Origin of the sequence: Roseovarius maritimus (assembly GCF_043355895.2) — a bacterium.
Classification (GTDB): Bacteria; Pseudomonadota; Alphaproteobacteria; order Rhodobacterales; family Rhodobacteraceae; genus Roseovarius; species Roseovarius maritimus.
In genome coordinates this window covers 901,825-927,733 of record NZ_JBHFPF020000001.1, presented here as the reverse complement: position 1 = coordinate 927,733, position 25,909 = coordinate 901,825, and the positions used below count along the sequence as shown (strand labels likewise).

Here is a 25,909-nt window from a genome sequence, read left to right as displayed (position 1 = left end):
CGTCAGCTTTACCGTTCATTCTGTGCTGCAATCGGCCATGACAAGGAGTTTGGCCCATGAAGAAGACACTGACAACTCTCGGCTTTCTCGTGTTTCTGCCCGCGGGCGCAGCACTGGCGGACGACGATTGCTTCGTGCCGATGGCGGAGTGGCAGCCGCGGGACGCCGTTGCGCGCCTGGCCGAGCAGAATGGCTGGATCGTGCGCCGTATAAAGATCGACGACGGCTGCTACGAGATCAAGGGCCATGACGCCCAAGGGCGCGAGATCGAGGTGACGATCCATCCGGCCACGCTGGAGGTGATCGAGTTCGAATATGAGGACGACGATCATTCGGACCGTGACCGGGAGGGGCGGAGCCATGACTGAGACGATGACCGAACGGGCCGCGCCACAAGAGGGCAGGGTGGAGGCAGAAATCCAGGTCTGGGATCCGCTGGTGCGGATCTTTCATTGGAGCCTGGTCGGCGCCTTCACGCTGGCCTGGCTGACGGCGGACGAATGGCAGACCACACATGAAATCGCCGGATATGTCGTTGCGGGCCTTGTTGCGTTTCGCCTCGTCTGGGGCCTTGTCGGGAGCCGCTATGCGCGGTTCGGACAGTTCCTGCGGGGGCCCGCAGCGACGCTTGGTTATCTGCGGGCGATGCTCGGGCGGCGCGAGCGCCGTTATCTCGGGCACAACCCGGTCGGCGCTGCGATGATCGCGGCGCTGCTCTTCACGCTCTTGGCGACCGCCTTCACCGGCTGGCTCATGGAAGACCCCGACCGCATCGCGCTGCTGCCCGACCTGCCGCAGATCGTGGCACCGGCCTACGCCGACGAGGGCCGGACGGGCGGTAGCGGCGAGGACGCGCTGGAAGAGGTGCACGAGGCGTTGGCCAACCTGCTCTTGCTGCTGGTGGCGCTGCATGTCGCGGGCGTTCTGCTCGCCTCCTTCCGCCACCGCGAGAATCTCGCCCGCGCCATGGTCACCGGTGACAAACGCGCGCCATCCCCCGGCGATGTCGCCTGATTTCGGCCAAGGATCTTACCTGTCATCGAATTCTCCCCGCTCCGAAAGCAGCTTCTTTCGTGCCTGACGGCAGGATGAAGCGACATCCCAAACGCCGTCGGCAAGCTCTCAGATCGTTTCTTTAGTTTGAGCCATCAGGGGAGAAGGGGGCTGATTTGCGGACCTGAGCCCCGAATTGCCGGAGGGTAATGTCCCGTATTGGGCTGTCGCCTTGACGAGCGCGAAGTCGAGCGCGGAGCTGGCGCGGCGCAGATACCTTGTGCATGTGTCCCGGCAAAGCCGCGTCAGATGATCAGGGCACGGCCGCCAGCGCGGCTCTGCTGTGCGCAAAGTTCCTGCGGCGGTATTCAGCACTGCCGAGCGTTCCGCCGCTGCTGCAGAGGGGATCGATCTATCGGCCCGACAAACCGTGCGTCGACGAGAGCATGATGCGGCCCTTTCCCCTCTCGGCTTTTATTTCGCGGATCATCGTCGATGAAAGTCTCGGGCTCGAAGCGGTCATCCTTTTCGGCCGGTTGCATCTCGGTGTCGAAGCTTCCGAGACGGATGGCGCAGGTATCGGCGAGAAGCTGCGTTTTCGGTTTTGCAAACCCGGTGGTCTCGATCCGCACCGCAACCGAGATCATCGGCAAGACTTTCAGAAGGGGTCTGGGCGTGTTTCGCCCTCTTCTTGGGGCGTTGGCTCATACGCAAGTGCCGCTCACGTCGAGCGCCACGATTCGGCGTTTCTTCCGACAGGCTGAATGAACCGGGTTTCCTGACATCAACCTGAAGCCATTTGGCCGTTACCGTCAGGAAGCGCTCAGGTGGCATTGCCAGATTGGCATCATCGGATGAAAGGAGACCGACCCATGAAAAATTCCCTGACCACTATTGCACTGCTTGCGATCATTCCCGCGGGCGCGGCATTTGCCAGTGATGACTGCCGCGTGCCGATGGCCGACTGGCAGCCGCGCGAGGCTGTGACGAAACTGGCCCAAGATAATGGCTGGACCGTCCGCGAGATCGAGATCGACGACGGCTGTTATGAGATCGAGGGCCGAGACAAAGACGGCCGGGAAATCGAGGTGAAACTTGATCCGGCGACGCTCAAAGTCGTCGAGATGGAATACGAGGATGAGGACGCCGACCGCAGCGGTGCCCGCAATCCTGCGGCCGCCGGCACCGCCCAGCCGCCGCAGAACGGACTCTTCGGCAGCGGCGCCCCGCCGAAGGTTCAGGTGAACTGAGCCTCCCCGCAGCGACTCTCCGAACAAGGACCAATCTTATGAAATCGCCTCTTGCAACGCTTGCGCTCACAACCGCGCTGACGATTCCCGGCCTTGCCATGGCGCGGCCGGTGACGCTCACCACGACCCTCGACAATTACGGAGGTGACGGCGCCTATGTCGCGATCTACGTCACCGACACGTCGGGCGCCTATGCCGGCAGCCTCTGGATGGCCGGCGGCAAATCCAAATACTACGAGCACCTGCGCGACTGGTATCGCGCCACGGGCGGCGACACTGCGCAAGTGAACGGTATCACCGGCGCCAGCGTAGGTGCGGGTCGGACGCTCGAGATCACCCTCGATCTGGCCGATGCGCTGTTCGATGCGGGTTATACCCTCCACATCGACGCGGCTGTCGAAGACATGCCTGACAGTCCCAATGAGGTCGCAGTGCCGCTGACCACCCAAGGTGCCGGCGCGGCCGTGCGCGGCCGCCGCTACATTGTCAGCTTCGCTTACGACATGTGAGGGAACAGGCCATGATCCGTGCACTCCATCGCTGGCCGAGTCTTGTTGCCTTGGCTCTCATCACCGTTCTCAGCTTGAGCGGCGCGGTGCTGTCGGTATTTCCGGCAGCCGAGCGGCTCGCCGCGCCGCAAGCGGAGACCGGTCTGAACGTGGCTACCCTCACGGACCGCATACAAACGGTCTATCCGGGGGTCGAACAGATTCGCCGGTCGCCTTCGGGTCGGATCATCGCCTATTGGTTCGACCAGGGCGCACCGGGCGCTGCGGTGATCGACCCCGCTACCGGTGAGGGCACGGCCTCGGCCGACCCGAACCAGGCTCTTCGCTGGCTTACGAGCCTGCACCGCTCGCTCTTCCTTGGGGATTGGGGGCGTATCGCCATGGCCGCCGGGGCGGCGGCGATGCTGGTTATCTCGCTCTCGGGCGCGGCGCTGGTCGCGCGGCGGGCGGGCGGCTGGCGGCACTGGTTCGCGCCCCTGCGCGGCCCGCTCGCGAGTCGGCTGCACGTCGAGATTGCCCGCATCGCCGTGATCGGCCTCGTCCTATCGTCCACTACGGCTTTGTGGATGACGGCCTCGACCTTCGATCTTCTCCCCGATGGCGGCACCACGCCGGCCTTTCCGGCCGAGGTGCGCGGAGGGACGGGCGTTGCCCTCGACCAGATGGCCACCTTGCAGCAGACGCCTGTCGCCGAGCTGCGTGAGTTGAGCTTTCCCTATCCGGGTGACGCCACGGACGTCTACACGCTCAAGACCAAAAAAGGCACTGGATATCTTGATCAGGGCACCGGCGCGCTCCTTGGATGGACCGACCGGGCCGGTTGGGAGCGTGTATCGGAAACCATCTACATGCTGCACACCGGTCAAGGCGCGGCGGTGCTGGGGCTTGTCCTCGGTGTCATGGCACTCGGCGTGCCGGCGATGGGTGCAACCGGCGTCCTCCTCTGGCTCGCCGGACGGCGCGGGCGGCCCCGCATCCGGGGCAACCAACCCGCTGGGCGCGCCGAGACGATCCTGCTGGTGGGGAGCGAAGGCGGAAGCACCTGGGGCTTCGCCGCGACGCTCCACGCCGCTCTGACCGAGACCGGGCAGAGCGTCCACGTCGGGCCGATGTCGGCCTTTGCGCCGAGCCGCTACGCCCGGGCCGAGAGGATCATCCTGCTGGCCGCAACCTATGGCGATGGTGCGGCGCCAGCTTCGGCCAAGGGGTTTCTCGACCGGCTGAACGCCGCCGAACGAGCGGCTGACATGCCTCTCGCTGTGCTCGGCTTCGGTGACCGAGGCTTTCCTGCCTACTGTGCCTTCGCCGAGGCGGTCGCTCGGGTTGCGGAGGCGAAGGGCTGGCCCGAACTCCTGCCTCTCGAAACGGTCGACCGCCAGTCGCCGCAGGACTTCGCGCGCTGGGGCCGCACACTAGGAGAGGCGCTCGGCATCGACCTTGAACTGTCGCACCGGCCCGTCCTTCCGAAGACCGAGACGCTGACTCTCGTCTCGCGACGGGACTATGGTTCCGGGGTACAGGCACCGACGGCGATCCTGCGCTTCGCGCTGCCGCACGCCACATTCTGGCAGCGGCTGACCGGGACCGGCTTCACCCGTTTTGCCGCCGGTGACCTGATCGGTGTTCTGCCGGAAGGCAGCGCCGTTCCGCGGTTCTATTCGCTTGCCTCCGCGCGCAGCGCCGGCTTCATCGAGATTGTGGTCCGGAAGCATCCGGGCGGCCTCTGTTCCGGCCAACTGACAGCGCTAAAGCCCGGTGACACCGTGGCTGTCTTCCTGCGCCGCAACCCCGGCTTCCGTCCAGGACGGGGCCGCGCGCCCCTGATCCTGATTGGAGCCGGCACGGGCATCGGTCCGCTGGCGGGGATCACACGCGGCAATACGCGCCAGCGGCAAGTCCATCTCTTCTTCGGGATGCGCGATGAGGATAGCGATTTCTTCTACGGCGAAGAGATGCCCATTTGGCAGGAAGAGCACCGTCTGTCCCGGCTGGTTACGGCCGTCTCACGCGGGGCGCGACCGCATTACGTCCAGGACGCGCTCCGCGACGAGGCCGCGGAGGTCGCGCAGCTCGTCCGCGAGGGGGCGCGTGTGATGGTCTGCGGCGGACGCGACATGGCGGCGGGCGTAACCGAAGCGCTGGCCGAGATCCTTGCGCCGGTCGGGCTCACGCCTGCGGTTCTTAAGGCGGAGGGGCGGTATGTCGAAGATGTTTACTGAGCGGGCGCGCGTCGTCCTGAACGGTCCGACCATGGCGGCACGCTGGTCGGCACTGTTTTTCGCGGAGCCGGGGTTCGACACGTCCTCGCTTCGCTCGGCGCTGCAGGAGGCTGTCGACGAGGTGGATGCTCAGATGTCGACCTGGAAGCCGGACAGCGACCTGATGCGCCTCAACGCAGCCACGGTGGGCGAATGGGTGGCGGTGCCGGAACGCCTGTTCGCGGTCCTGGATCTCGGCCTCGAAATAGGGCGCGCCTCGGGCGGGGCGTTCGACATCGGCATGGGCGACGCGGTGACGGCCTGGGGCTTCGGCCCGGAGGCTGCAACATCCGCGAACATCCGCGCGGCCATGGCTGCCCCACGTCTCCCGGCGCATGACGTTCTGGAGATCGCGGATCGCCATGTGCGCAAGTCCGAACTGATCTCACTTGACCTGAACGGCATCGCCAAGGGATATGGCGTGGATCGGCTGGCGGATACGATCCGCGACCACGGGATTTCCGATGCTCTGGTCGGAATCGACGGCGAGATGCGCGCGCTCGGCGCGCGGCCGAACGGCGAGGCGTGGACAATTGCAGTGGAGGCGCCGGACGCCGGGCGCCGGGTGCCGCATTCGATTCTCGCCTTGCAGGATGCCGCCGTGGCGACCTCGGGCGACTACCGTCACTGGGTCGAGGTGCAGGGGCGGCGCCTGTCGCACACCATGGACCCGCGCCGCGGCCAACCCTTGATCGCGTCACCTGCCTCCGTCACCGTCGTGGCCCGCACCTGTGCCGAGGCAGATGCTTGGGCAACAGCGCTCATGGTCCTCGGCACCGACCGGGGCGCGGCGCTTGCCAGACAACAGGGTCTCGACGCCCTTATCCTCCTGCGCGATGAGAAAGGCGGTGTCCAAGGGCGCCCTGTCGGTGATCTGTTTTGCGAGACGACCCGGGATGTCGCACGAGTTGGGGAAAAGCGCGACCCGAAACGTGTATGATCATCTTCGATCGCGCTGCGCCGAGCGCGAGATGATGCCCGAACGGCGCGCAACCGTGATCGCATTACTCACGTCCCGATCGTCGAACGGAAAGCCTCACATCTGTTTTGCGAGTTCTCCTTCGCGCTCTTTTGTCCAGGCGACCGCCGCCGATCGTCTGTCAAAGATCTTCGTCTCGTGATAGGTAGCCTCTTGCATCATTCGCAAACGTGCAAGGTGACCTGCGCTGCCATCCTTGCGCTTGTATGTGGTGATCTAACCCATGATTGCCTCTTCGTTTGGTACATGGGAATTCTGTTGGGTACATTCTATCAAGCCCAGTGTCAGAATCTTCGCTCCTGATGCTAAACTGGCGCAAATGAGACAGAAATGGCGAGCTCATAAGTGACTGATAACACGATAAATATTGAGCTTTCAAAAGCCTCTCGCCTGTCCATTGCCCCGATGATGGATTGGACTGATCGTCATTGCCGCCATCTGCATCGTCTGCTCAGTCGCCATGCGCTGCTCTACACCGAGATGGTGACCGCGCCCGCGCTGGTGCGTGGCGGCGCCGTGCATCTGCTGGAGCACGGGCCGGCCGAGCATCCTGTCGCGTTGCAACTGGGGGGCTCGGACCCGGTGGAGTTGGCCGAGGCGGCGCGGCTGGGCGATGCAGCGGGCTATCGCGAGATCAACCTCAATGTCGGCTGTCCCAGCGACCGGGTCCAGTCGGGCACGTTCGGCGCGGTGCTGATGAAATCACCCGACCTCGTGGCCGAATGCTGTGCCGCGATGCGGGCGGTTACACCCCTGCCGGTGACGGTGAAATGCCGCATCGGCGTCGACGATCAGGACCCGCGACAGATCTTGCCCGATTTCATCGAACGCGTGGCAGGGGCGGGCGTGAGCCGCATGACGATCCATGCCCGCATGGCATGGCTTCAGGGGCTGAGTCCCAAGGAAAACCGCGATATTCCCCCGCTGGATTATCAGCTGGTACATGAGATGAAGGCGCGGTTCCCCGCGCTGCACCTGTCGGTCAATGGCGGCATCGACAGCCTCGATGCCGTAGAGGCGCATCTCGGGGCCGGGATGGACGGGGTGATGGTGGGCCGGGCGGCCTATCACGCGCCCGCGCAGATCCTCTGCGCCGCGGATCGCCGCATCTTTGGCGAATGTGGCCCCGACACACGCCCCGAGGACGCGGCGCGCGCGATGATGGATTACGCTGAGGCGCATCTGGCGTCAGGCGGGCGGCTGAACCAGATCACGCGGCACATGCTGGGCCTCTTCGCCGGGCGCCCTGGCGCGCGCGCGTGGCGGCGGATGCTGTCCGAGGGCGCGCATCTGCCCGGTGCCGGCCCTGAACTGATCGAGGCGGCGCTGGCCCGCGTGGACGAGGCGCAGCGCGTCTGAAATTCCGTTTGCGCCCGTCCGGCAAACCCGGTCTAGTCCGCGCCAACACCCAAAGCCTGACGTCCCAAGCGAGGAGCCGCCGCCATGCCCGATCTCATCCTGCTGCTGGCCATGACGGCGATGCTTCTGGCCATCGGCGCCTTTGCGGGCGTGCTGGCAGGGCTCTTGGGTGTGGGCGGCGGCATCATCCTGGTCCCGGCGTTTTTCTACGCCTTTACCGTTCTGGGCTATGGCGGGCCGCAGCTGATGCAGGTCTGTCTTGCCACGTCTTTGGCGACGATCATCGTTACCTCCGTGCGCTCGGTTCTGGCGCATCACCGCAAAGGTGCAGTCGACTGGACGATCCTGCGCACATGGGCGCCGGGCATCGCCATTGGGGCGGTGCTGGGCGTGGTCGTGGCTTCCAGCCTGCGGTCCAGCACGCTGCAGGGCATTTTTGGTGGTTTGGCATTTTGCGTCGGGATCTACATGACTTTCGGGCGGTCCTATTGGCGGCTGGGTCCGGCGATGCCCGGAGGGATTATGCGCGCCGTCATGTCGCCTGTCGTCGGCTTCCTGTCGGTGCTGATGGGCATCGGCGGCGGCAGTTTCGGTGTGCCGCTGATGAGCCTGCATGCGGTGCCCATTCACCGCGCTGTGGCCACTGCAGCGGGCTTTGGCGCGGCCATTGCCGTGCCCTCGGTTATCGGATTTCTGATGGTGGATATCGCGCCCGAGGGGCGGCCGCTCTACACGCTAGGTGCGGTCAACGGGCCGGCGTTTCTGATCGTGATCGCAATGACGCTGATCACCGCACCGCTGGGCGCAAGGCTGGCCCATGCGATGGACCCCAAACCGCTGAAACGGGTCTTCGGCCTTTTCCTTACGCTGATCGCGCTCAACATGCTGCGCAAGGCGCTGGGCTGGTGAGCGCGGCGGCGGATACGCTGTCCCGAACGGGCTGGGTGCGCTTCGCCCACGATGCCGGGTTGGCGCGCTGGACCGAGGCCGCGAAAGCTGCGGCGCTGGAGCGCATGGCCGATCCCGCGCACCGCGCCCAATGGCTGCAATGCGGCGGCACCTGGTTCGTGGGCGTCGATACCCTGCCAAATGACGCGCGCGGCGCGGTCGCGGGCAGTGGGGCGCTGACCGGGCCTGGATATGATGCGGCGCGGGGCCTTTACGGGGATCTGCCGCTGCACGCGGGGCAGGTGTCGGTGACATGGCCGGGCTATCCCAAACCGCGCAAGGATGAGGGTGAGGCGGCCTTTCGCTATCGCCAGCGACGCGATGCGGCGCATGTTGACGGCCTTCTGGCGATCGGGGCGGCCCGCGCCCGGATGCTGAAAGAGCGGCACGCCTATATCCTCGGCCTGCCTCTGACCGCGGTGGGCGAGGGGGCCAGCCCTCTGACAGTTTGGGAGGGCAGCCACGAGGTGATGCGCAGCGCCTTCGCCAAGGCGCTTGGCGGCATTGCCTCCGAGGCATGGGGCGAGGTCGATCTGACCGAAATCTACAAGGCAGCCCGCCGCGATGTGTTCGAGCGCTGCGCGCGCGTCACCTTGCTCGCCCAGCCGGGCGAGGCGGTGCTGGTGCACCGGCTGGCACTGCATGGCGTCGCGCCGTGGCAAGAGGGGGCAGTGGCCCCGCCGGAGGGCCGCATGATCGCCTATTTCCGCCCCGAATTCCGTGGCCTCGGCGATGATTGGCTGAGTGCAGTCTGACACATGCTCTTGCCCCGCCACCGCGCCGTGCTTAGGCTTGATTGCAGCTTTTCCAAGGAGGATCGATATGCTTGGCCGCCACATCTTCAACAACGCTGTCGCCGTGATTTCGGCATCGCTGGGGCTGGCTTGCGCCGTCGGCGTGGCGCAGGCGCAGGCGGGTCTCTCGCTGCCCCTGACGCTGGGCGCGGACGGGTCGGTCAATTCGGTGGCCTATAGCTGCGCCGATGGGACCGATCTGTTGGTGCAATATGTCAATGCAGGCTCGAACACCCTCGCGCTGATCCCGCTCAAGGGTGAGACGCGGATTTTCGTCGGCGTCATCTCTGGCTCGGGGGCGCGCTATGTCTCGGGTGCGTCCGAATGGTGGACCAAGGGCGATGAGGCGCGCATGGGCGACGAGATGAGCGATGCAAAGCCGATCACCTGCACCGCCGCCGCGAAGAAATAGCACCGGGCCTTGTGCGCGGGTCTAACTGCCGCGCTTCAGCCGGGCAGCGCGTCCGCCGCGCCGCTTGCGCAAGAGGCCGGCACGACCCGGCAGTTCTTCCACGATGGCGGCGCGCTCGTCATTGCTCATCTTGGACCAGCGCGTGATCTCGTCGATGCTGCGCAGACAGCCGGTGCAGATGCGCGCCTCGGGATGCACCACGCAGACACGGATGCAGGGCGATTGCACCTCGTCGCGCGTCCATACCGGCGGCTCGCCCGGAAGCTCTGTTCCATCCATCATTGCGCGTTCCTCATATGGCCCAAACGGTCCAGCACCCCTTGCAGGATATACGAGGCGGCGATGTTGTCGATCACCTCGGCGCGACGTTTGCGAGACGTATCCGCCTCCAGAAGGGCGCGTTCGGCGGCAACGGTCGACAAACGCTCGTCCCAATAGCCGATGGGCAGGTCGGTCAGCCGGGTCAGGTTGCGGGCAAAGGCGCGCGTCGACTGACAGCGCGGCCCCTCGCTTCCGTCCATGTTGCGCGGCAGGCCCAGGATCAGCCCCCCGATCTGCCGCGCCTCGATGATCTCCAGAAGGCGCGCGGCATCCAGGCCGAACTTGCGGCGGCGCACCGTCTCGATGGGGCTGGCGACGGACCAGAGGCCATCGGACACCGCGACGCCGATCGTCTTGTCACCCAGATCCAGCCCCATCAGCGCGCGCATCGGGGGCAGGGCGGCGGCAAAATCGGCGATATCCTCAAAGATCATTCTGCGTTCCCGTCAATACCCGCGCGGGCGGCGGCGGCGTCCAGCATGGATATCGCCTCGGGGCTGTCGGCAAAGTTCACGCGCGCCTCGTCCAAAATGTCACCGGCGCGCTCGGTCTCGCCCAGAACGCCAAGCGCCACGATCAGCTGTGCCCAATCCTCGGGCGGCCCGCCCTCGTCGGCGAGGCGCGACATGAGGCTGTCGACCATGCTGCGGATAAAGTCCTGGCGGCCCTCCTCGGACATGCCTTCGGCGGCCTCCATCTGCTCCTGCGTAGGACCGCGTGAAAGGGACGGAGGGGCGTCCGGCAGGGTGTAATTGATGCCGGCGCGGTCCGCCGCATCCTGGATCTGGGCGCGCAGGGGCTCGATCCACGGCGCATCCTCCGGGCTGTCCTGCAGCAGCGACTCCCATGTGCGGAAGGCGGCATCGGGCCGGTCGACCTGCGCGTAATAGACGCCAAGGTAATAGCGCGCCTCAAGCTGGCCGGGGTCCATCGACAGCGCGGTGCGCAGGCTCGCCTCCGCCTCGGACGAGACATAGCCGCCCGCCGCCGTGATCAGCAGATCGGCGAGGAAGGCGTGATCGGCGGCGGTAGCCGCATCGCCCTTGGCCGCGATCAGCCGCTCCTGCGCGCTGCGCGCGGCGGCGGTATTGCCAAGGCTCGCCTCGTTGCGCGCCAGGAGGGCAAGGCCGCGCACATCGTCCGGGCGCGCCTCGACGGCGGCGCGCAGTTGCACCATAAGCTGCGCGAAATCCTCGGGCGGCGTGATAGCCTGCTCTTCGGGTCCGAACCGCTCCTGCGCCTCGGCCTGGCTGAGACGATCGGCGCGCGCGGCATCCGAGGCGGCCAGCCGGCCAGCGCGCGGCTGATCCGGATAGCCCGGCGCCCCCAGCGACCAGTAGCCCCAAAGAGCCCCGCCCGTGATCCCCGCCACCAGAAGGGCCGAGAGGGCCACTCCCGCGCGTCGCGGCTGCCCGCCATCCGCACCATGGGCACGCACCTGCGTATCGGCGGCCAGAATGCGGCGCGACACTTCGGCGCGCAGCCGACCCGCCTCGGTCTCGGTGATGACGCCTCGGGCCAGGTCCTTTTCGACGCCGGCCAGCTGCACCCGGTAAATTTCAAGGTCATAGGCCGCAGGCGGCGCCGCGCTGACGCGGCCACGCAAAAGCGCGGCGACGACCAGCGCGCTGGTTCCCAATGCCAAGGCGGCGGCGATGATCCAGAACATCATTAAGGCACTCCTGCTGTCGCAAACCACATAACGGCGCAGCGTCTCCGGCGAAAGGGGCGATGCACGGCGTTCATGTCGCAGGGGCTACCCGGCGGCGGGCCGATACGGTTCGCGGAGCCGCCGCAATGTCGCAAACCGGGCAGGCTGCGCCGCACCGCGTATGTTGCGATTTGCCGGATCGGCGCATACCCTGAGCCATCCCGCGCATCCCCGCGAATCCATGACCAGAGTGAGACCGCGCATGAAACGCTACTCCGCCTTTGCCGTCGCCCGAGAGGCGTTTCGTAACCACACCGGGTGGGAACGCGCCTGGGCCTCGCCCGAGCCAAAGAAGAAATACGATGTGATCATCATCGGCGCGGGCGGCCATGGCCTTGCCACGGCCTATTACCTGGGCAAGAATTTCGGGATCACCAATGTGGCTGTCCTTGAGAAAGGCTGGCTTGGCGGCGGCAATACGGGGCGCAACACCACGATCATCCGCTCGAACTATCTGCAGGACCCCTCGGCGGCGATCTACGAGAAATCCCGCTCGCTCTACGAAACGATGAGCCAGGATCTGAATTACAACGTGATGTTCAGCCCGCGGGGCGTGATGATGCTGGCCCAGACCCAGCACGAGATCCGCGGCTACGAGCGCACGGCGCATGCCAACGCCCTGCAAGGCGTCAAGACCGAGTTCATCGGCCCCCAGCGCGTCAAGCAACTGGTCCCGATCATCAATATCGACGGGCCGCGCTACCCGGTGCTGGGCGCGCTCTGGCAGGCGCGCGGCGGAACCGCGCGCCATGACGCGGTTGCCTGGGCCTATGCGCGCGCCTGCTCGGACATGGGCATGCACATCATCCAGAAATGCGAAGTGACGGGCATCGAGCAGTCGGATGGTAAGGTCACGGGCGTCAACACCAATCGCGGCACGATCGGCTGTGACAAGCTGGGCATGGTCGTTGCGGGCCATTCGGGCCACCTGGCCGACATGGCCGGCTTTCGCCTGCCGATTGAATCGGTGTCCCTCCAGGCGCTGGTCTCCGAGCCGATCAAGCCCTGCATGGACGTGGTCGTGATGGCCAATACCGTGCATGGCTACATGAGCCAGTCCGACAAGGGCGAGATGGTGATCGGCGGCGGCACGGACGGCTACAACAACTACACCCAGCGCGGCGCTTTCCACCATATCGAGGAAACGGTGCGTGCCCTGGTCGAGACGTTCCCGATGATCGCACGCCTCAAGATGCTGCGCCATTGGGGCGGCATCGTGGACGTGACGGGCGACCGCTCGCCGATCCTCAGCAAAACGCCGGTCGATGGCATCTTCGTCAATTGCGGCTGGGGCACGGGCGGCTTCAAGGCGATTCCCGGCTCGGGCTGGGGCTTTGCCGAACTGATGGCCAAAGGCCACTCGCCGCTGACCGACGCGTTTGGGCTAGATCGCTTCCACGAGGGCCGCTTCATCGACGAAAGCGTAGCGGCCGGGGTGGCGCATTGATGCGCGCGGCGTCAATCGGATCCGATACCGGCGTCCGTCGCGGGGCCGGTCACGGCCTCGTCCTTGCCGTAGGCGGTGTCGTGCATGGTTCTGCGATGCGGTTTCTGGAGACCTTCCTTTCGGATTTCATGGCGAAATACGGCAAAGACGACCAGCGCGATAACGATGATCGTTCCAATCACGGTGCATACGCCGATCAAGATATCCATGCGTGGAGTATGGCCGCCGACGCGAGTGCAATCAACAAGGAGTTCTGCACATGCTGATCCTGACCTGCCCCTGCTGCGGCGTGACCGGCGAGGAAACCGAATTTCACGGCGGCGGCGAGGCGCATCTCAAGCGCTTCGGCCCCGGCTCGACCGATGAGCAGTTTCACGACTACCTCTTCTCGAAGGTGAATCCCAAGGGCGTTCATCTGGAGCGCTGGCGCCACAACAACGGTTGCGGCAAGTGGTTTCACGCTGCGCGCGATACAGTGACACTTGAGGTTTACGGAACCTACAAGGCCCAGACGACCGAGCCGCCGCAGGAAATCAAGGATGCGATAACGGCCAAGCGGCCCGGCTGGTCCTGGAGGGAATTCGCATGACTTTTCATCGTTCGAAAAACACTCAATCGACGCCGATCACACGCGCGGAGGCACGGGCATGAGCACACGTCTGGCTAATGGCGGCCGCCTTCTGGACAAGGCGCGGCGGATGGATTTCACCTTCAACGGCAAGCGGCTGAAGGGCTATGCCGGCGACACGCTCGCCTCGGCGCTTCTGGCCAATGACCAGATGCTGATCGGGCGCTCGTTCAAGTATCACCGCCCGCGCGGCGTGGTCGCGAGCGGAGCAGAGGAGCCGAACGGCCTCGTCGGCATGGGGGCTGGCGCCAGCTTTGAGCCGAACCAGCGCGTCACCACGACCGAGCTTTTCGACGGGCTGAGCTGCACCAGCCAGAACCACTGGCCGAGCCTCGATTTCGATGTCGGCGCGATCAACACCAAGCTCAGCCGTTTCTTGCCTGCGGGCTTCTACTACAAGACGTTCAAGCACCCGCGCTCGTTCTGGAAGCATGTCTATGAGCCGATCATCCGCCAATCTGCGGGTCTTGGAGCCGCGCCCGATCAGCGCGACAATGACACGTATGAGCATTTCTACGCGTTCTGCGACGTGTTGATCATCGGCGGCGGTATCGCGGGCCTCATGGCCGCGCGCTCGGCTGCGGCCACGGGCGCCAAGGTGATAGTGCTGGAACAGACGGCTCATTGGGGCGGGCGGGCGCCCGTCGATGGAGGCACGGTGGATGGCAAGCCGGTGGCCGACTATATTGACAGCCTTGTCGTGGAACTTTCCGCGATGGACAATGTCACAATGCGCAGCCGCACCATGGGGGCCGGGGTTTATGATCACGGCTATGTGCTCGGATACGAGCGTGTTACCGATCACAACCCCAAGGCGCAGGGCCCGCGCCACCGCCTCTGGCGCATCCGCGCTGCACAGATCGTGACCGCGACCGGCGCGATCGAGCGGCCACTCAGCTTTGCGGGCAATGACATTCCCGGGGTCATGCTGGCATCCGCGGTGCGCGATTATGTGGTCGATTACGGCGTGTCGGTCGGCGACCGCACCGTGATCGTGACGAACAACGACGATGCCTACCGCACCGCGATCACGCTCAAGGAAAACGGCCTCGACGTGCCGGTAATCCTGGATGCGCGCGTCACCGCGCAGGACAGCCCCTTGATGGCAAAGGCGAAATCCATGGGCATCCGCGTGCTGATGGGGCACGGTATTTCCTCGGTTCAGGGCGGCAAGCGCGTGACTGGTGTCGGCATCTGCAGCCAGGCGGGCGAGGGCGCGGTTCTGGAGGAGGTCGCCTGTGACGTGGTCGCCATGTCGGGTGGCTGGTCGCCCGTGGTGCATCTGTGGTCCCATTGCGGTGGCAAGCTGATCTGGGACGAGGCGCAGGCGGCCTTCCGTCCGGACGCGGAGAAAGCACCGACAGGCGCGGATGGAAACGCCTTCGTCACGCCCGCAGGCGCGGCGAATGGGGACTATCATCTGGCCGATATCCTTGGCGATGCGGCCAGTGCCGGGGTCAAGGCGGCAGGCGCCGCGGGCCACAAGGGAGATACACCCAAGGCACCCGGGGTCGAGGCCGCCGACGAGGCGCCGATGTCGCCCGTATGGATGATGCCGCAAGGCGCGGGCGCCAAGAAGCGCCAGAAGGCGTGGCTGGATTACCAGAACGACGTCAAAGTGTCGGACGTTCAGCTGGCTGCGCAAGAGGGCTTCGAATCTGTCGAGCATGCCAAGCGTTACACGACGCTGGGCATGGCGACCGATCAGGGCAAGCTGAGCAATATCAACGGCCTCGCCATCCTTTCTGATGCTTTGGGTCAGCCCATTCCGCAGACCGGCACGACCACCTTCCGCCCGCCCTACACGCCTATCTCGATGGCCTCCATTGCAGGCGAAGCGCGCGACGAGCGGTTCCAGCCGATCCGCCGCACGCCGCTGTATGACTGGCATGTCGAGAATGGTGCGTATTTCGAGCCGGTCGGCCAGTGGCGCCGCCCCTATACCTATCAGCGCGGTCCGGAAACCATCGAGGAGGCCGTCGCGCGCGAGGTCAAGGCGACGCGCGCCAGCCTTGGCATGCTGGACGCCTCGACGCTGGGCAAGCTCTTGGTCAAAGGTCCGGATGCGGGCAAATTCCTGGACATGCTCTACACCAACATGATGAGTACGCTGAAGGTGGGTCGCTGTCGCTATGGCCTGATGTGCAGCGAGAACGGCTTTCTCGTGGACGATGGTGTCGTGGCGCGGGTGGCCGAGGATGCCTTCCTTTGCCACACCACCACGGGCGGGGCGGAATCGATCCACGGTCACATGGAGGAATGGCTCCAGACCGAATGGTGGGACTGGAACGTCTATGTCGCCAACCTGACCGAGGAGTATGCCCAGATTGCTGTCGTGGGCCCCAAGGCGCGCGAGACGCTGGAAAAGCTGACCAGCGACGACATCAGCGCCGAGGCGCTGCCCTTCATGGCCTGGAAGGACATCACCCTGGCGGGGATGCAGGCGCGGGCCTATCGCATCTCCTTCTCGGGTGAGCTGAGCTACGAGATTGCGGTCAAGGCCTCTGAGGGCCGCGCCCTTTGGGATGCGCTGCTGGCGGCGGGGCAGCCCGCCAACATCACCCCCTACGGCACGGAGGCGCTGCATATCATGCGCGCCGAGAAGGGCTTTATCATGATCGGGGACGAGACAGACGGCACGGTCATCCCGCAGGATCTGGGCCTCAACTGGGCAATCTCCAAGAAGAAGGACGACTATATCGGCAAGCGGGCGCAGGCGCGCAGCCATATGACCGATCCCAAGCGTTGGAAGCTGGTCGGCCTTGAGACGGTGGATGGCAAGGTGCTGCCCGATGGGGCCTATGCCACTGCCGAGGGTACTAATGATAACGGCCAGCGCGAGACGCAAGGACGGGTTACCTCGACCTACCATTCACCCACTTTGGACCGCGGCATCGCCATGGGCCTCGTGCTGAACGGGCCGGACCGGATGGGGGAGGTGCTGGAATTCCCGCGTGTCGATGGCACCGTGATGCGGGCCAAGATTGTCGATCCGGTATTCTTTGACCGCGATGGGGAGAAGCAGAATGTCTAATACAGTCAGCGCCTTGAATGGCGTCAGCGCGTCGGGGTTTGTTCAGATCCGCGATATGGGCTTGCAAGGCATGATTACCCTGCGCGGCGATCTCTCGGCGCCCAAGCTTAAGAAGGGCATCTTTGGCGCGATCGGCGGCGAGATGCCCGGCGCGGGCCATATCAACGTCAGCGATGGCGGCCACTCTGCCTGGATGTCGCCCGATGAATTGCTGATCATCGTGCCCTATGCGCAGGTCAAGACCAAACTGGACGAGATCGCTTCCGGCCTCGGCGATATGCATCATATGGCGGTCGATGTGTCGGACGCGCGCTGCATGTTCAGCATAACAGGCGAGGATGCGCTGGTGCGCGAGGCATTGGCCAAGCTGATGCCGGTGGATTTCAGCTCCTCAGCCTTCAAGGTGGGCCAGTTCCGCCGCTCGCGCATGGCGCAGGTGGCGGCAGCGGTCTGGATGGCGGGCGACGGCGAGGCGCGTGTCGTCTGCTTCCGCTCGGTCGCGCAATATGTGTTCGACCTGCTCAAGGGCGCCGCGGCGCCGGGCAGCGAAGTGCGCTATTTCGCCGAGTGATGCACCACCCTGCGCGCCTTTGCGCCGGGGCAGTTATCTGATGGGGCGCGGCGCGGAACTCGCGCCGCGCCCTTGACGTTCTCCCTCCAAGGCTACCATCTAGGGGCCGTAGAGATTTTCCACTTAAAGGGGGCAGACCCATGACATTCCAACTTCCCGATCTTCCTTATTCGCACGACGCACTGGCCGATAACGGCATGAGCCGCGAAACGCTGGAATACCACCACGACATCCACCACAAGGCCTATGTCGACAACGGCAACAAGGCGATTTCGGGCACCGAGTGGGAGGGAAAGACCCTCGAGGAAATCATCAAGGGCACCTACGACAAGAACGCCGTTGCGCAGTCGGGGATCTTCAACAACATCAGCCAGCTGTGGAACCACAACCAGTTCTGGGAAATGATGAGCCCCGGCGAGAGCAAGATGCCCTCCGAGGTCGAAAAGGCCCTGAAGGACAGCTTCGGCAGCGTCGATGACTTCAAGAAGGAATTCTCTGCCGCAGGCGCCGGTCAGTTCGGCTCGGGCTGGGCATGGCTGGTCAAAGACAAGGATGGCAGCCTCAAGGTGACCAAGACCGAGAACGGTGTGAACCCCGTCTGCTTCGGTCAGACCGCGCTTCTGGGTTGCGATGTGTGGGAGCATTCCTATTACATCGACTTCCGCAACAAGCGTCCGGCCTATCTCGACAACTTCCTGAACAAGCTGGTGAACTGGGAAAACGTCGCAAGCCGCATGTAATCCCGGCGACATCGCGAAATCAGTCAGCCCCCGGTGGATCGCTCCGCCGGGGGCTTTTTCGTCCGCCGCGCGGAACCCGCGCCCGCACCCCTCCGTTTTCTTACAGACGTCAACGCGAAAGGAGGATACCATGGCAGAGCGTCATCGCTCCAAGGATGGAACCCGCGAAACCGAGGAGATTATCGGCGAAGCCGCCGACATCGACCAGAAAGGTCGCCAGGGTGGCGATATCGAGCGCCGCGTCGCCACCCGCGACGAGGAAAAACGCGCCAAGGAAAAGCCGGCTGGCGCGACCCGCGTCACCGGGCAGGACAGCCGCGAAACCGGACACGCCCCCGAGGAGAATAGGTAAATGGCCGAACTCAAACCAGGCACATGGGTGCTGATCTGCGACGGGGAAAAGGCGCTGTTTTTGCGCAATGACGGCGATGCCGAGGCACCCGACCTCAACGTTGTGCGCATCGACGAGCAGGACAATCCCAAGGATATCGACCAATCGGCCAATCGGCCCGGTCGCATGAAGGACGATGGCGTGGGCCATCGCTCGGCCTTCGACGACACCGACTGGCACGAGCTGGCCAAGGAACGCTTTGCCTCGGACCTTGCCGATCGCCTTTACAAGCAGGCGCATCGCGGCGCGTTCGATCAAATCGTGATCGTCGCGGCAGCCAAGACACTTGGCGCGCTGCGCAGCGAGTTGCACCAAGAAGTGACGAACAAGGTGATCGCCGAGATCGACAAGGATCTGACGAACCATCCGCTCGACAAGGTCGAACAGATGGTCAAGGCGGATCTGGCCAAGATGTAAGCCCCGAGGTGCAGGCGGCCCAAGTGTCGCCTGCATTTCGCCCCCTTCCGTACGCTCGCGCGCTCGGCTATGCATCACCGGTAAGCCAAAGCCGGAAAGGGCCGATCCAATGACTGACGAGGCCAAGGGCGTCCTGGCCATGATCGGGGCCTGTACGGTTTGGGGCCTGTCGGGCATCTATTACAAGCTGCTCGATCATGTGCCCCCCATCGAAATTCTCAGCCATCGCACGTTCTGGGGCTTAATCTTCTTCCTCGGTATCCTCGCTGTTCAGGGGCGTTTGCGCGCACTTCCTGCGGCGATGAATACCCCACGCACCTTTGGCATCGTGGCGCTTGCCGCGCTGGTCATCTCACTCAACTGGTTCGTCTTCATCTCGTCGATCCATTTTGGATACGCGACACAGGCTTCACTGGGCTACTATATCTTTCCGCTCGCCGCCGTTCTGGCCGGTGCGGTGTTCTACCGAGAGAAACTGAACCGCCCGCAGCTGATCTCGGTCGGACTGGCGACGCTGGCGGTCACGATCCTGTCGGTCGGGCTGCAGGTCGCGCCTTGGGTCGCGCTGGTGCTGGCGGTGTCCTTTGCCGTTTATGGCGTGGTCAAGAAAAGCCTTGCGACCGGCCCGGTCGTCTCCGTCACAGCCGAGGTTGCGTTGCTCTCGCCCTTCGCGCTGACATGGCTTGCCGTGGTGCACTCACAGGGGCAGGGCCATTTTGGCACGGATGTCCTTACCACCTTCATGCTGATCTTTGCCGGGGTCGTCACCGCGATCCCGCTGATCCTCTTTTCCTACGCGACGCGCCGGGTGTCGCTGGCCACGGTCGGGCTGGTTCAATACCTCAACCCGACCTTGCAGTTCCTCGTGGCGACGCTGATCTTTCGCGAGGCCTTCACCCTCTGGCACGCGATGGCCTTTGCGCTCATCTGGACCGCGCTGGCGATCTATACCGCGACGTCCTTGCGCCGCGGCAGGGCCGCGCGCAGGGCGGCAAGGGCCGCGGGCACGTCGGGCACGGCGACATAGCCCTCCGACAGGTCCAACCCGGCGAAACCCTCGCGCACCACATGCTCGAGCAGCGCGATCAACGGCTGCCAATAGCCGTCAACGTCGATCAGCACGACCGGCTTGTCGTGCAGGCCCAGCTGCCGCCAAGTCAGCACCTCGAAAAGTTCGTCCAGCGATCCGCCCCCGCCCGGCAGCAGCGCGATGGCGTCGCAATTCATGAACATCACCTTCTTGCGCTCATGCATCGTCTCGGTCACCACGCGGGTGCCAGCGATATCGGCGTTGGCCTCCAGCCCGACCAGATGCTGCGGGATCACGCCAAGCAGATCGCCCCCCTCGGCCAGTGCCGCGCGCGCACAGCGGCCCATCAGCCCGATATCGCCCGCCCCGTAGACCAATCGCCAGCCCGCCTGCGCGATACCCGCGCCCATGGCTTCGGCGGCGGCGCCATAGGACGGGCGCGCACCTTCGCGTGCGCCGCAAAAGACACAGATGGAGAGGCTGGTCATGGCAGGAAGGCCCTTTCGCGCAGGAGAGTTTTGACGGGTGTTACCCATGTTGCTACGCTCGGGCAACCCGCGCGCAGCCGCGTCCGGGCCATATCGGCGCGTCAGATACCGGATGGAAGGGATGCGATCGTGCGTTTGAAAGAGGTCCGGGGATGAGCATCGCTGCAAGCAAACGCTCTGGCGTCTGGTTGGGGGCCGGCGCGGGCGCGCTGGTGGCTATGTTTCTCGCCGCGCTCTTTCTGGGCGTGATCGGTCAACGTGGCACGGATGGCGTGCCGCCCGAGACGCGCGCGGATGAGGTTGCCCCCGCGCCTGACCCTGACGCCACCGCCGCGCAGCCACAGCCCGAGATGGCGCCAGCGGCGGATAAGCAGGCCACCGAAGCCCAGACCACCGAAGCCGATCCGGCGCAGGCCGGGCCGGACGTGCCCGCCGCCCCCCGCATCGACGTCTTTCGGCTCGAGCCTGATGGCAGCGCCCTGGTCGCAGGCCGTGCCGCCGCCGGCTGGGAGGTCGCGCTACTGCTCGACGGGGCGCCTCTTGCCGCAGCGCGGCCCGGCGCGGATGGTGCCTTTGCGCAGTTCGTGGACGTGCCGCAGAGTGCCGCGCCCCAGGTGCTGTCATTGCGCATGACAAGCCCCGAGGGCGGTGCGCCCGTCATCGGTGAAACCGAGATTATCATCGCGCCTATTCCGCAAACCGCGCCCGAGCGTCAGCCTGACCTCGATATGGTTGCCCAAAGGGCGCCTGAGAGGACGCCGCGCAAGGCCGCTCCGGATGCGCCGAAGAGCGCTGAGTTCAGCGCCGAGACAGCGTCGGCAGACACCCGTGAGGCAAGCCCGCCCTCCCGCGAGACGCCCGAGCTTGGCGCCTCGGCCCCTGCAGCGCCGCCTCCTGCTGGCACCGATGATATCGCCGCTGGCCCCAACCCCGAGACGGGGCAAGTCGCGGCAGCGCTTGGCCAGCCTCAGCCGATCGAGAAAAGCGCCATCGCAACCCCCACGGTCCTCATGTCCGATGCTGGCGGTGTGCGTGTTCTGCAATCGCCCGGCACACTGGCCACCGCGCCTCAGGTCATGTCCAGCGTCGCCCTGGATGCGATCAGCTATTCGAGTGCGGGCGAGGTGCAGCTTTCGGGTCGCGCGGCTGGCAGCGGCTTCGTGCGTGTCTATCTGGACAATACGCCGATCACGACCTCGCGCATCAGCGGGTCCGGCACATGGCGCACCCAGTTGCCGCAGGTCGATACCGGCGTCTATACCCTGCGCATCGACGAGGTCAGCCCCGAGGGCACCGTCACCAGCAGGGTCGAGACGCCGTTCAAACGCGAGGACCGCGCCCTGCTGGCGCAGCTGCAGAACCAGACCGGTGACGCCGCGCCCGCCGGTACCGCCGATCCTCTCGACCCGCCGTCCGGGCCACCGACTGCCACCGCGCCCGATACCACCGTCCCCGAGCCAGCCGTGCGCGCTGTCACGGTGCAGCCGGGCAATACGCTTTGGGCCATTTCGCGCGAGACATATGGAGAGGGCATCCTCTATGTGCGCGTGTTCGAGGCCAACGCCGACCGTATCCGCGACCCCGATCTGATCTATCCCGGTCAGGTCTTCACGCTGCCGCAATAGGCTTTCACGGTTCCAAAAATACTCGATCCCACCGTTGCAATCCGTGCATTGCGGCCAGCCGCCTGCGCGTCCTGACTGGATATCTCGCCCGGCCCGGCCTAGATATAGCGCCTCGCCATCTGCAAGGGGCCTTCATGCGCCAGACATCACAGCCCGACACTCAGAATTCCGCCTCCGGCTGGGCGACCATTATCCGCGTTGCGCCCTACATCTGGCCCAAGGAGGGGGGCGGCTGGGTCAAACGGCGCGTGATCCTGGCGCTGGTCGCACTGGTCGCGGCCAAGCTGATCGCGGTGGCCACGCCGTTTTTCTACAAGGCGGCGGTCGATACACTCTCGGGCGAGGGGACGGCGGACGCGGCCTGGACACTGGGCGCGGGGGCGATCGGGCTGACGGTGGCGTATGGCATTGCGCGCCTGATGAATACCGGTCTGCAACAGATGCGTGATGCGCTTTTCGCGCCCGTGGGCCAGCGGGCGCTGCGCAAGGTGGCGCTGCGTACCTTCCGGCACATCCACCGCATGTCGATGCGCTACCATATCACGCGCAAGACCGGAGGGCTCAGCCGCATCATCGAGCGGGGCGTCAAGGGCGTCGACTTCCTGCTGCGCTTCCTGATCTTCTCGATTTTCCCGCTCATCCTCGAGCTGTTCCTCGTCGGCGTTGTCCTTTGGGCCGCATTTGATTTCTGGTATCTTGTCGTCGTCGTTGTTGTCATCGCGCTTTATGTGGCCTTCACCTTCAAGGTGACCGAGTGGCGCGTGAAACTGCGCCGCCAGATGAATGAGAGCGATACCGACGCCAATCAAAAGGCGATCGACAGCCTGCTGAATTACGAGACGGTCAAGTATTTCGGTGCCGAGGATCGCGAGGCCGATCGCTATGATGCCGCCATGGAGGGATATGAACGCGCGGCGATCCGCACCTCCTATTCGCTGTCCTTTCTGAATTTCGGTCAGTCGCTGCTGATCACCTCGGGGCTTGTCATCGTCATGGTGATGGCCGCCATCGGCGTGCAGAACGGAACGCTGACTGTGGGCGATTTCGTTATGGTTAACGCCTACATGATCCAGATCACCATGCCGCTCAACTTCCTCGGCACCGTCTACCGCGAGATACGTCAGTCGCTCGTCGATATGGGCGAGATGTTCGGCCTGCTGGATCAGGCGCCGGACGTCACGGACAAGTCGGATGCGGCGCCGTTGGAGGTGAATGGTGGCAGGATCGAGCTGCGCGACGTGCATTTTGGCTATGATTCCGCCCGCGAGATCCTCAAGGGCATCACCCTCACCGCCGAGCCGGGCCAGACCGTCGCCATAGTTGGCCCCACAGGGTCGGGTAAATCCACTATCGGACGGCTGCTCTTTCGCTTCTACGATGTCAGCGCCGGCGCGTTCTGTATTGACGGGCAGGACATTCGCGGCGTAACGCAGCAGAGCCTCCATGACGCCATCGGCGTGGTGCCGCAGGATACCGTCCTTTTCAACGATACCATCGGCTACAACATCGCCTATGGGCGCGGCGGCGCCGCCCAGGATGAGGTGATTGCGGCGGCCAAGGCGGCATCGATTCATGACTTCATCACCTCGTTGCCCGATGGCTATGACACCCCGGTGGGCGAGCGGGGGCTGAAACTGTCGGGCGGGGAAAAGCAGCGCGTCGGCATCGCGCGCACGCTGCTCAAGGATCCGCCCATCCTCTTGCTGGACGAGGCGACCAGCGCCCTCGACACGGCGACCGAGCGCGACATTCAAGGTGCGCTGGCCCGCGCGGGGCAGGGACGCACCGTTCTGATCATCGCGCATCGGCTCAGCACCGTGGCGGATGCCGACCGGATCGTCGTGTTGGATGATGGCCGCATCGTCGAGCAGGGCAGCCATGCCGAGCTGCTTGAAAGGGACGGGCGCTATGCGGGCCTCTGGGCGCGGCAGCAATCGGACGAGGCCGCCTGATGCCGCAAAAGGATTATCCACAGACGCCGGACGGGCGCTATTTCGTATCGCGCGGACGGCTCTGGCGCTGCACGGATCCGTCGCTGGGCGACAGCGAAAGGCGCGCGGCGATCAAGGCGCTGATGAGGGCGCGCCGCGCCGTTCAGCTCGCTAAAGATGATGCCGCGGCCGAGGCGGACGCCCGCGCGGGCGTGGACGCGGCCAAGCGCGCGCTGGGCGAGCGTGGCCCTGTCTGGTGGAGTGATGAGGCACCCGATGAGGGAGGGTTTAACCCCAAGAACTCCAGCTACGCGGACTGGTGGAATGCACTGAGCAAAGCAGATCGCCAGCGCGGGAGCTAGACCGTGCCGTGTAGCCAGAACACCCACGATTTTTTGCCACTTTGCCATGTTTTGGGCAGATATCTGTGGCATGGATGACGTATGTCCAACGATCCAGTCTCCGGTGACGATACATTCAGGGCGCCGTGCGTGCCGCAAATGACCGCGCGCGCGCTGCTCTTGCCCGCATTGTTCGTTGGCGAACTGATCGCACTGGCGCTAATTTTCCAACTGGCAACGCCGATCGAGTGCCGCCTCACCGGCATGGAAGCTGCCTGCCGCGGCCTGCGGGGTGCGGCGATCAGCCTGATCTGCCTCGCCGCGCTGCTGGGGATCTATCTGTGGGCCGCCACGCCCGCACGCCGGGCGCTTGGCCAGATGCTGAGCCGGCCTGCGCAGGATGCGCGCTGGCTTATTCTGCACGGGGCAGGGGCGACGCTGATGGTGCTGCCTTTGCTGATCCTCCCGCAAACCGCGTTCAACGATGCGTTTGCGGTGGTATTCGCTTTTCTTGCGGTGGGCGGGGTCATCGCCGCTATCGGGGCACTGTTCTGGCTGGCCCCGGCGCAGGCATGGCGCGACTGGATGCGCGGCCGCGCGCGCGTTCTGGCGATGCTGGTCGCCGGGGCGTTGTTACTGCCCATGTTGGCCGATGCGGCGGGCCCTCTCTGGTATTGGCAGCGCCTGACGGAAATCACCTTTGCCGGTGTCGCCGCCCTCTTGTGGCTGCTGGGCGAGACGCCGGTGGGCGATCCATCGACCCAGATACTGGGCGTCGGCGGGTTTGTCGTGGCGATTGCCGACAGCTGTTCGGGCGTCGAGGGATTTGCGCTGATCACCGCGTTTCTGGCCCTATATGCCTGGCTTTTTCGCGATATGCTTCGCATGGGACGGTTCTGGGCCATCATCTGGCCCGTGGCGCTGCTGCTCAGCTGGGTGCTCAATGTGCTGCGCATTGCGGCGTTGATCTGGATCGGCGCGCATGTATCGCCCGATCTGGCGGTAGGCGGGTTTCACAGCTTTGCCGGGTGGCTTTTCTTCACTGCGCTGGCGCTGGTGGTGCTGGTCACCTCCTCGCGGCTGCGCTGGTTACACCGCGCGGCGGGGCAGGAGCGCGGAACCCTGCTATCGGGCGATGAGATGGCGGCGCTGATCCTGCCCTTCGTGATCTTCATGGCCTCGGGGGTCGTGGCGCAAACATTCTGGACCGATCCCGCGCTGGCCTACCCCTGGCAGGTAGCAGCGATGGCGGCTGCGCTCTGGTGGATGCGGCGGCCCTTGGCGGCGATGGTCTGCGCGCCCTCGGCCCTTAGCATCGGCGCGGGTCTGGCGGTCGGCGCGATCTGGCTGGCGCTGGCGGACCGGGGGTGGGTCTACCCCCGCGCTCGTTGGGGGTGCGCTGGCAGTTTGGGTGGCGCTGCGCGTGATCGGCACGGCACTGTTCGTGCCCATTATCGAGGAGGCGTTCTTTCGCGGCTACGTGTTGGCACGGCTCGCGAATGACAGCGTGCTGTGGAAAATCGCGGGCATCGCCGTATCGTCGGCGCTTTTTGCCTTGCTGCATGGACGCTGGGTCGCGGCGGGGCTGGCGGGCGTCGTCTTTGGCCTGATCTATCTGCGCCGCCGTTGCCTGGTGGATGCGGTGGTCGCCCATGCGGCGGCGAACAGTGTCATCGCGGCGGCTGCGCTCTGGTATGGAGACTGGTCGCTGATCTGATCTTTAGTAAAGCAA

The 25,909-nt window shown here is 65.0% G+C and carries 29 protein-coding genes; 24 read left to right on the top strand and 5 right to left on the bottom strand.

Annotated features, from left to right (window positions below; all coding sequences use genetic code 11):
* Positions 1 to 56 precede the first annotated feature (56 nt).
* From ACEWPM_RS04585 to ACEWPM_RS04535, 11 genes are all read left to right on the top strand, one after another.
* Entirely contained in the window at positions 57 to 368 is a 312-nt protein-coding gene (locus ACEWPM_RS04585) for a PepSY domain-containing protein (protein ID WP_393963412.1), read from the top strand.
* Entirely contained in the window at positions 361 to 1,014 is a 654-nt protein-coding gene (locus tag ACEWPM_RS04580) for a cytochrome b/b6 domain-containing protein (protein ID WP_393963413.1), read from the top strand. Before ACEWPM_RS04585 ends, ACEWPM_RS04580 begins: the two co-directional genes overlap by 8 nt.
* A gap of 263 nt (positions 1,015 to 1,277) precedes the next feature.
* Positions 1,278 to 1,757, top strand: a complete 480-nt coding sequence (locus ACEWPM_RS04575) for a hypothetical protein (protein WP_393963414.1) — start codon at positions 1,278 to 1,280, stop codon at positions 1,755 to 1,757.
* 108 nt (positions 1,758 to 1,865) lie between these two features.
* Positions 1,866 to 2,243 carry a PepSY domain-containing protein gene (locus ACEWPM_RS04570; RefSeq protein WP_393963415.1) on the top strand — a complete coding sequence of 126 codons (378 nt, stop codon included), beginning with the start codon at positions 1,866 to 1,868 and terminating at the stop codon, positions 2,241 to 2,243.
* Between the two features lie 38 nt (positions 2,244 to 2,281).
* A complete protein-coding gene (locus ACEWPM_RS04565; protein WP_393963416.1) occupies positions 2,282 to 2,752 on the top strand; it encodes a DUF2271 domain-containing protein in 471 nt (156 codons plus the stop codon).
* 11 nt (positions 2,753 to 2,763) lie between these two features.
* Positions 2,764 to 4,971: a PepSY domain-containing protein gene (locus ACEWPM_RS04560; RefSeq protein ID WP_393963417.1), complete on the top strand. Its 2,208-nt coding sequence runs from the start codon at positions 2,764 to 2,766 to the stop codon at positions 4,969 to 4,971.
* Complete coding sequence (locus ACEWPM_RS04555; protein ID WP_393963418.1) at positions 4,952 to 5,950, top strand: FAD:protein FMN transferase; 999 nt, start codon at positions 4,952 to 4,954, stop codon at positions 5,948 to 5,950. Before ACEWPM_RS04560 ends, ACEWPM_RS04555 begins: the two co-directional genes overlap by 20 nt.
* A 444-nt stretch (positions 5,951 to 6,394) precedes the next feature.
* A complete protein-coding gene (dusA, locus tag ACEWPM_RS04550) occupies positions 6,395 to 7,348 on the top strand; it encodes a tRNA dihydrouridine(20/20a) synthase DusA (RefSeq protein WP_393963419.1) in 954 nt (317 codons plus the stop codon).
* 84 nt (positions 7,349 to 7,432) lie between these two features.
* On the top strand, positions 7,433 to 8,257 hold the full coding sequence (locus ACEWPM_RS04545; protein WP_393963420.1) for a sulfite exporter TauE/SafE family protein: 825 nt from the start codon (positions 7,433 to 7,435) through the stop codon (positions 8,255 to 8,257).
* Positions 8,254 to 9,051, top strand: coding sequence for a hypothetical protein (locus ACEWPM_RS04540; RefSeq protein WP_393963421.1), 798 nt, complete (start codon positions 8,254 to 8,256; stop codon positions 9,049 to 9,051). Before ACEWPM_RS04545 ends, ACEWPM_RS04540 begins: the two co-directional genes overlap by 4 nt.
* Positions 9,052 to 9,118: 67 nt before the next feature.
* Positions 9,119 to 9,502: an MliC family protein gene (locus ACEWPM_RS04535; RefSeq protein WP_393963422.1), complete on the top strand. Its 384-nt coding sequence runs from the start codon at positions 9,119 to 9,121 to the stop codon at positions 9,500 to 9,502.
* Between the two features lie 21 nt (positions 9,503 to 9,523).
* On the opposite strand, the gene ACEWPM_RS04530 is transcribed toward ACEWPM_RS04535, so the two are convergent.
* From ACEWPM_RS04530 to ccmI, 3 genes are read right to left on the bottom strand one after another with little or no spacing between them, the layout of a single operon-like run.
* Positions 9,524 to 9,784, bottom strand: a complete 261-nt coding sequence (locus ACEWPM_RS04530) for a DUF1289 domain-containing protein (RefSeq protein WP_393963423.1) — start codon at positions 9,782 to 9,784, stop codon at positions 9,524 to 9,526.
* Complete coding sequence (gene ruvX, locus ACEWPM_RS04525; protein WP_393963424.1) at positions 9,781 to 10,257, bottom strand: Holliday junction resolvase RuvX; 477 nt, start codon at positions 10,255 to 10,257, stop codon at positions 9,781 to 9,783. Before ruvX ends, ACEWPM_RS04530 begins: the two co-directional genes overlap by 4 nt.
* Complete coding sequence (gene ccmI / locus ACEWPM_RS04520) at positions 10,254 to 11,495, bottom strand: c-type cytochrome biogenesis protein CcmI (RefSeq protein ID WP_393963425.1); 1,242 nt, start codon at positions 11,493 to 11,495, stop codon at positions 10,254 to 10,256. The genes ruvX and ccmI overlap by 4 nt, the downstream gene beginning before the upstream one ends.
* 241 nt (positions 11,496 to 11,736) lie before the next feature.
* Here ccmI and ACEWPM_RS04515 point away from each other — a divergent pair, with 241 nt between their 5' ends.
* Positions 11,737 to 12,981, top strand: a complete 1,245-nt coding sequence (locus tag ACEWPM_RS04515; RefSeq protein WP_393963426.1) for a sarcosine oxidase subunit beta family protein — start codon at positions 11,737 to 11,739, stop codon at positions 12,979 to 12,981.
* Between the two features lie 11 nt (positions 12,982 to 12,992).
* On the opposite strand, the gene ACEWPM_RS04510 is transcribed toward ACEWPM_RS04515, so the two are convergent.
* Entirely contained in the window at positions 12,993 to 13,190 is a 198-nt protein-coding gene (locus ACEWPM_RS04510) for a hypothetical protein (RefSeq protein WP_393963427.1), read from the bottom strand.
* Positions 13,191 to 13,240: 50 nt separating this feature from the next.
* Between ACEWPM_RS04510 and ACEWPM_RS04505 the strand changes: the two genes are divergently transcribed.
* From ACEWPM_RS04505 to rarD, 7 genes are all read left to right on the top strand, one after another.
* Positions 13,241 to 13,570: a sarcosine oxidase subunit delta gene (locus ACEWPM_RS04505; RefSeq protein WP_393963428.1), complete on the top strand. Its 330-nt coding sequence runs from the start codon at positions 13,241 to 13,243 to the stop codon at positions 13,568 to 13,570.
* Between the two features lie 58 nt (positions 13,571 to 13,628).
* Complete coding sequence (locus ACEWPM_RS04500) at positions 13,629 to 16,643, top strand: sarcosine oxidase subunit alpha family protein (RefSeq protein ID WP_393963429.1); 3,015 nt, start codon at positions 13,629 to 13,631, stop codon at positions 16,641 to 16,643.
* Positions 16,636 to 17,214, top strand: coding sequence for a sarcosine oxidase subunit gamma (locus ACEWPM_RS04495; RefSeq protein WP_393963430.1), 579 nt, complete (start codon positions 16,636 to 16,638; stop codon positions 17,212 to 17,214). Before ACEWPM_RS04500 ends, ACEWPM_RS04495 begins: the two co-directional genes overlap by 8 nt.
* Positions 17,215 to 17,354: 140 nt before the next feature.
* Positions 17,355 to 17,954 carry a superoxide dismutase gene (locus ACEWPM_RS04490; protein WP_393963431.1) on the top strand — a complete coding sequence of 200 codons (600 nt, stop codon included), beginning with the start codon at positions 17,355 to 17,357 and terminating at the stop codon, positions 17,952 to 17,954.
* 130 nt (positions 17,955 to 18,084) lie between these two features.
* Positions 18,085 to 18,306 (top strand): hypothetical protein, encoded by a 222-nt coding sequence (locus tag ACEWPM_RS04485; protein WP_393963432.1) that lies wholly within the window; start codon positions 18,085 to 18,087, stop codon positions 18,304 to 18,306.
* On the top strand, positions 18,307 to 18,762 hold the full coding sequence (locus tag ACEWPM_RS04480; protein ID WP_393963433.1) for a baeRF12 domain-containing protein: 456 nt from the start codon (positions 18,307 to 18,309) through the stop codon (positions 18,760 to 18,762). It abuts the gene before it with no gap.
* Between the two features lie 109 nt (positions 18,763 to 18,871).
* Positions 18,872 to 19,789, top strand: a complete 918-nt coding sequence (gene rarD / locus ACEWPM_RS04475) for an EamA family transporter RarD (protein WP_393963434.1) — start codon at positions 18,872 to 18,874, stop codon at positions 19,787 to 19,789.
* Here the strand turns inward: rarD and ACEWPM_RS04470 are convergent.
* Positions 19,708 to 20,280 (bottom strand): LOG family protein, encoded by a 573-nt coding sequence (locus ACEWPM_RS04470; protein WP_393963435.1) that lies wholly within the window; start codon positions 20,278 to 20,280, stop codon positions 19,708 to 19,710. The two genes, rarD and ACEWPM_RS04470, sit on opposite strands and share 82 nt — an antisense overlap.
* 152 nt (positions 20,281 to 20,432) lie before the next feature.
* On the opposite strand from ACEWPM_RS04470, the gene ACEWPM_RS04465 reads away from it, so the two are divergent.
* The 5 genes from ACEWPM_RS04465 to ACEWPM_RS04445 all read left to right on the top strand — a co-directional run bounded on the left by ACEWPM_RS04465 (position 20,433) and on the right by ACEWPM_RS04445 (position 25,894).
* Complete coding sequence (locus ACEWPM_RS04465) at positions 20,433 to 21,905, top strand: LysM peptidoglycan-binding domain-containing protein (RefSeq protein ID WP_393963436.1); 1,473 nt, start codon at positions 20,433 to 20,435, stop codon at positions 21,903 to 21,905.
* A gap of 134 nt (positions 21,906 to 22,039) precedes the next feature.
* Positions 22,040 to 23,857, top strand: a complete 1,818-nt coding sequence (locus tag ACEWPM_RS04460) for an ABCB family ABC transporter ATP-binding protein/permease (RefSeq protein ID WP_393963437.1) — start codon at positions 22,040 to 22,042, stop codon at positions 23,855 to 23,857.
* Positions 23,857 to 24,198, top strand: coding sequence for a hypothetical protein (locus ACEWPM_RS04455; RefSeq protein WP_393963438.1), 342 nt, complete (start codon positions 23,857 to 23,859; stop codon positions 24,196 to 24,198). Before ACEWPM_RS04460 ends, ACEWPM_RS04455 begins: the two co-directional genes overlap by 1 nt.
* An 81-nt stretch (positions 24,199 to 24,279) precedes the next feature.
* Positions 24,280 to 25,680 (top strand): exosortase E/protease, VPEID-CTERM system, encoded by a 1,401-nt coding sequence (gene xrtE, locus ACEWPM_RS04450; RefSeq protein ID WP_420767998.1) that lies wholly within the window; start codon positions 24,280 to 24,282, stop codon positions 25,678 to 25,680.
* On the top strand, positions 25,622 to 25,894 hold the full coding sequence (locus tag ACEWPM_RS04445; protein WP_393963439.1) for a CPBP family glutamic-type intramembrane protease: 273 nt from the start codon (positions 25,622 to 25,624) through the stop codon (positions 25,892 to 25,894). The genes xrtE and ACEWPM_RS04445 overlap by 59 nt, the downstream gene beginning before the upstream one ends.
* The last annotated feature ends 15 nt before the right edge of the window (positions 25,895 to 25,909 follow it).

What these genes read in the sequence shown, in the direction of transcription:
- ACEWPM_RS04480 (WP_393963433.1), top strand. Translation starts at nt 18,307, where the DNA reads ATGGCCGAACTCAAACCAGGCACATGGGTGCTGATCTGCGACGGGGAA.
- xrtE (WP_420767998.1), top strand. Translation starts at nt 24,280, where the DNA reads ATGTCCAACGATCCAGTCTCCGGTGACGATACATTCAGGGCGCCGTGC.
- ACEWPM_RS04465 (WP_393963436.1), top strand. Translation starts at nt 20,433, where the DNA reads ATGAGCATCGCTGCAAGCAAACGCTCTGGCGTCTGGTTGGGGGCCGGC.
- ACEWPM_RS04510 (WP_393963427.1), bottom strand. Translation starts at nt 13,190, where the DNA reads ATGGATATCTTGATCGGCGTATGCACCGTGATTGGAACGATCATCGTT.
- ACEWPM_RS04535 (WP_393963422.1), top strand. Translation starts at nt 9,119, where the DNA reads ATGCTTGGCCGCCACATCTTCAACAACGCTGTCGCCGTGATTTCGGCA.
- ACEWPM_RS04580 (WP_393963413.1), top strand. Translation starts at nt 361, where the DNA reads ATGACTGAGACGATGACCGAACGGGCCGCGCCACAAGAGGGCAGGGTG.
- ccmI (WP_393963425.1), bottom strand. Translation starts at nt 11,495, where the DNA reads ATGATGTTCTGGATCATCGCCGCCGCCTTGGCATTGGGAACCAGCGCG.
- ACEWPM_RS04500 (WP_393963429.1), top strand. Translation starts at nt 13,629, where the DNA reads ATGAGCACACGTCTGGCTAATGGCGGCCGCCTTCTGGACAAGGCGCGG.
- ACEWPM_RS04470 (WP_393963435.1), bottom strand. Translation starts at nt 20,280, where the DNA reads ATGACCAGCCTCTCCATCTGTGTCTTTTGCGGCGCACGCGAAGGTGCG.
- ACEWPM_RS04490 (WP_393963431.1), top strand. Translation starts at nt 17,355, where the DNA reads ATGACATTCCAACTTCCCGATCTTCCTTATTCGCACGACGCACTGGCC.
- ACEWPM_RS04570 (WP_393963415.1), top strand. Translation starts at nt 1,866, where the DNA reads ATGAAAAATTCCCTGACCACTATTGCACTGCTTGCGATCATTCCCGCG.
- ACEWPM_RS04495 (WP_393963430.1), top strand. Translation starts at nt 16,636, where the DNA reads ATGTCTAATACAGTCAGCGCCTTGAATGGCGTCAGCGCGTCGGGGTTT.
- ruvX (WP_393963424.1), bottom strand. Translation starts at nt 10,257, where the DNA reads ATGATCTTTGAGGATATCGCCGATTTTGCCGCCGCCCTGCCCCCGATG.
- ACEWPM_RS04575 (WP_393963414.1), top strand. Translation starts at nt 1,278, where the DNA reads ATGTGTCCCGGCAAAGCCGCGTCAGATGATCAGGGCACGGCCGCCAGC.
- ACEWPM_RS04560 (WP_393963417.1), top strand. Translation starts at nt 2,764, where the DNA reads ATGATCCGTGCACTCCATCGCTGGCCGAGTCTTGTTGCCTTGGCTCTC.
- dusA (WP_393963419.1), top strand. Translation starts at nt 6,395, where the DNA reads ATGATGGATTGGACTGATCGTCATTGCCGCCATCTGCATCGTCTGCTC.
- ACEWPM_RS04565 (WP_393963416.1), top strand. Translation starts at nt 2,282, where the DNA reads ATGAAATCGCCTCTTGCAACGCTTGCGCTCACAACCGCGCTGACGATT.
- ACEWPM_RS04455 (WP_393963438.1), top strand. Translation starts at nt 23,857, where the DNA reads ATGCCGCAAAAGGATTATCCACAGACGCCGGACGGGCGCTATTTCGTA.
- ACEWPM_RS04530 (WP_393963423.1), bottom strand. Translation starts at nt 9,784, where the DNA reads ATGATGGATGGAACAGAGCTTCCGGGCGAGCCGCCGGTATGGACGCGC.
- ACEWPM_RS04505 (WP_393963428.1), top strand. Translation starts at nt 13,241, where the DNA reads ATGCTGATCCTGACCTGCCCCTGCTGCGGCGTGACCGGCGAGGAAACC.
- ACEWPM_RS04555 (WP_393963418.1), top strand. Translation starts at nt 4,952, where the DNA reads ATGTCGAAGATGTTTACTGAGCGGGCGCGCGTCGTCCTGAACGGTCCG.
- ACEWPM_RS04460 (WP_393963437.1), top strand. Translation starts at nt 22,040, where the DNA reads ATGCGCCAGACATCACAGCCCGACACTCAGAATTCCGCCTCCGGCTGG.
- ACEWPM_RS04585 (WP_393963412.1), top strand. Translation starts at nt 57, where the DNA reads ATGAAGAAGACACTGACAACTCTCGGCTTTCTCGTGTTTCTGCCCGCG.
- rarD (WP_393963434.1), top strand. Translation starts at nt 18,872, where the DNA reads ATGACTGACGAGGCCAAGGGCGTCCTGGCCATGATCGGGGCCTGTACG.
- ACEWPM_RS04515 (WP_393963426.1), top strand. Translation starts at nt 11,737, where the DNA reads ATGAAACGCTACTCCGCCTTTGCCGTCGCCCGAGAGGCGTTTCGTAAC.
- ACEWPM_RS04485 (WP_393963432.1), top strand. Translation starts at nt 18,085, where the DNA reads ATGGCAGAGCGTCATCGCTCCAAGGATGGAACCCGCGAAACCGAGGAG.
- ACEWPM_RS04545 (WP_393963420.1), top strand. Translation starts at nt 7,433, where the DNA reads ATGCCCGATCTCATCCTGCTGCTGGCCATGACGGCGATGCTTCTGGCC.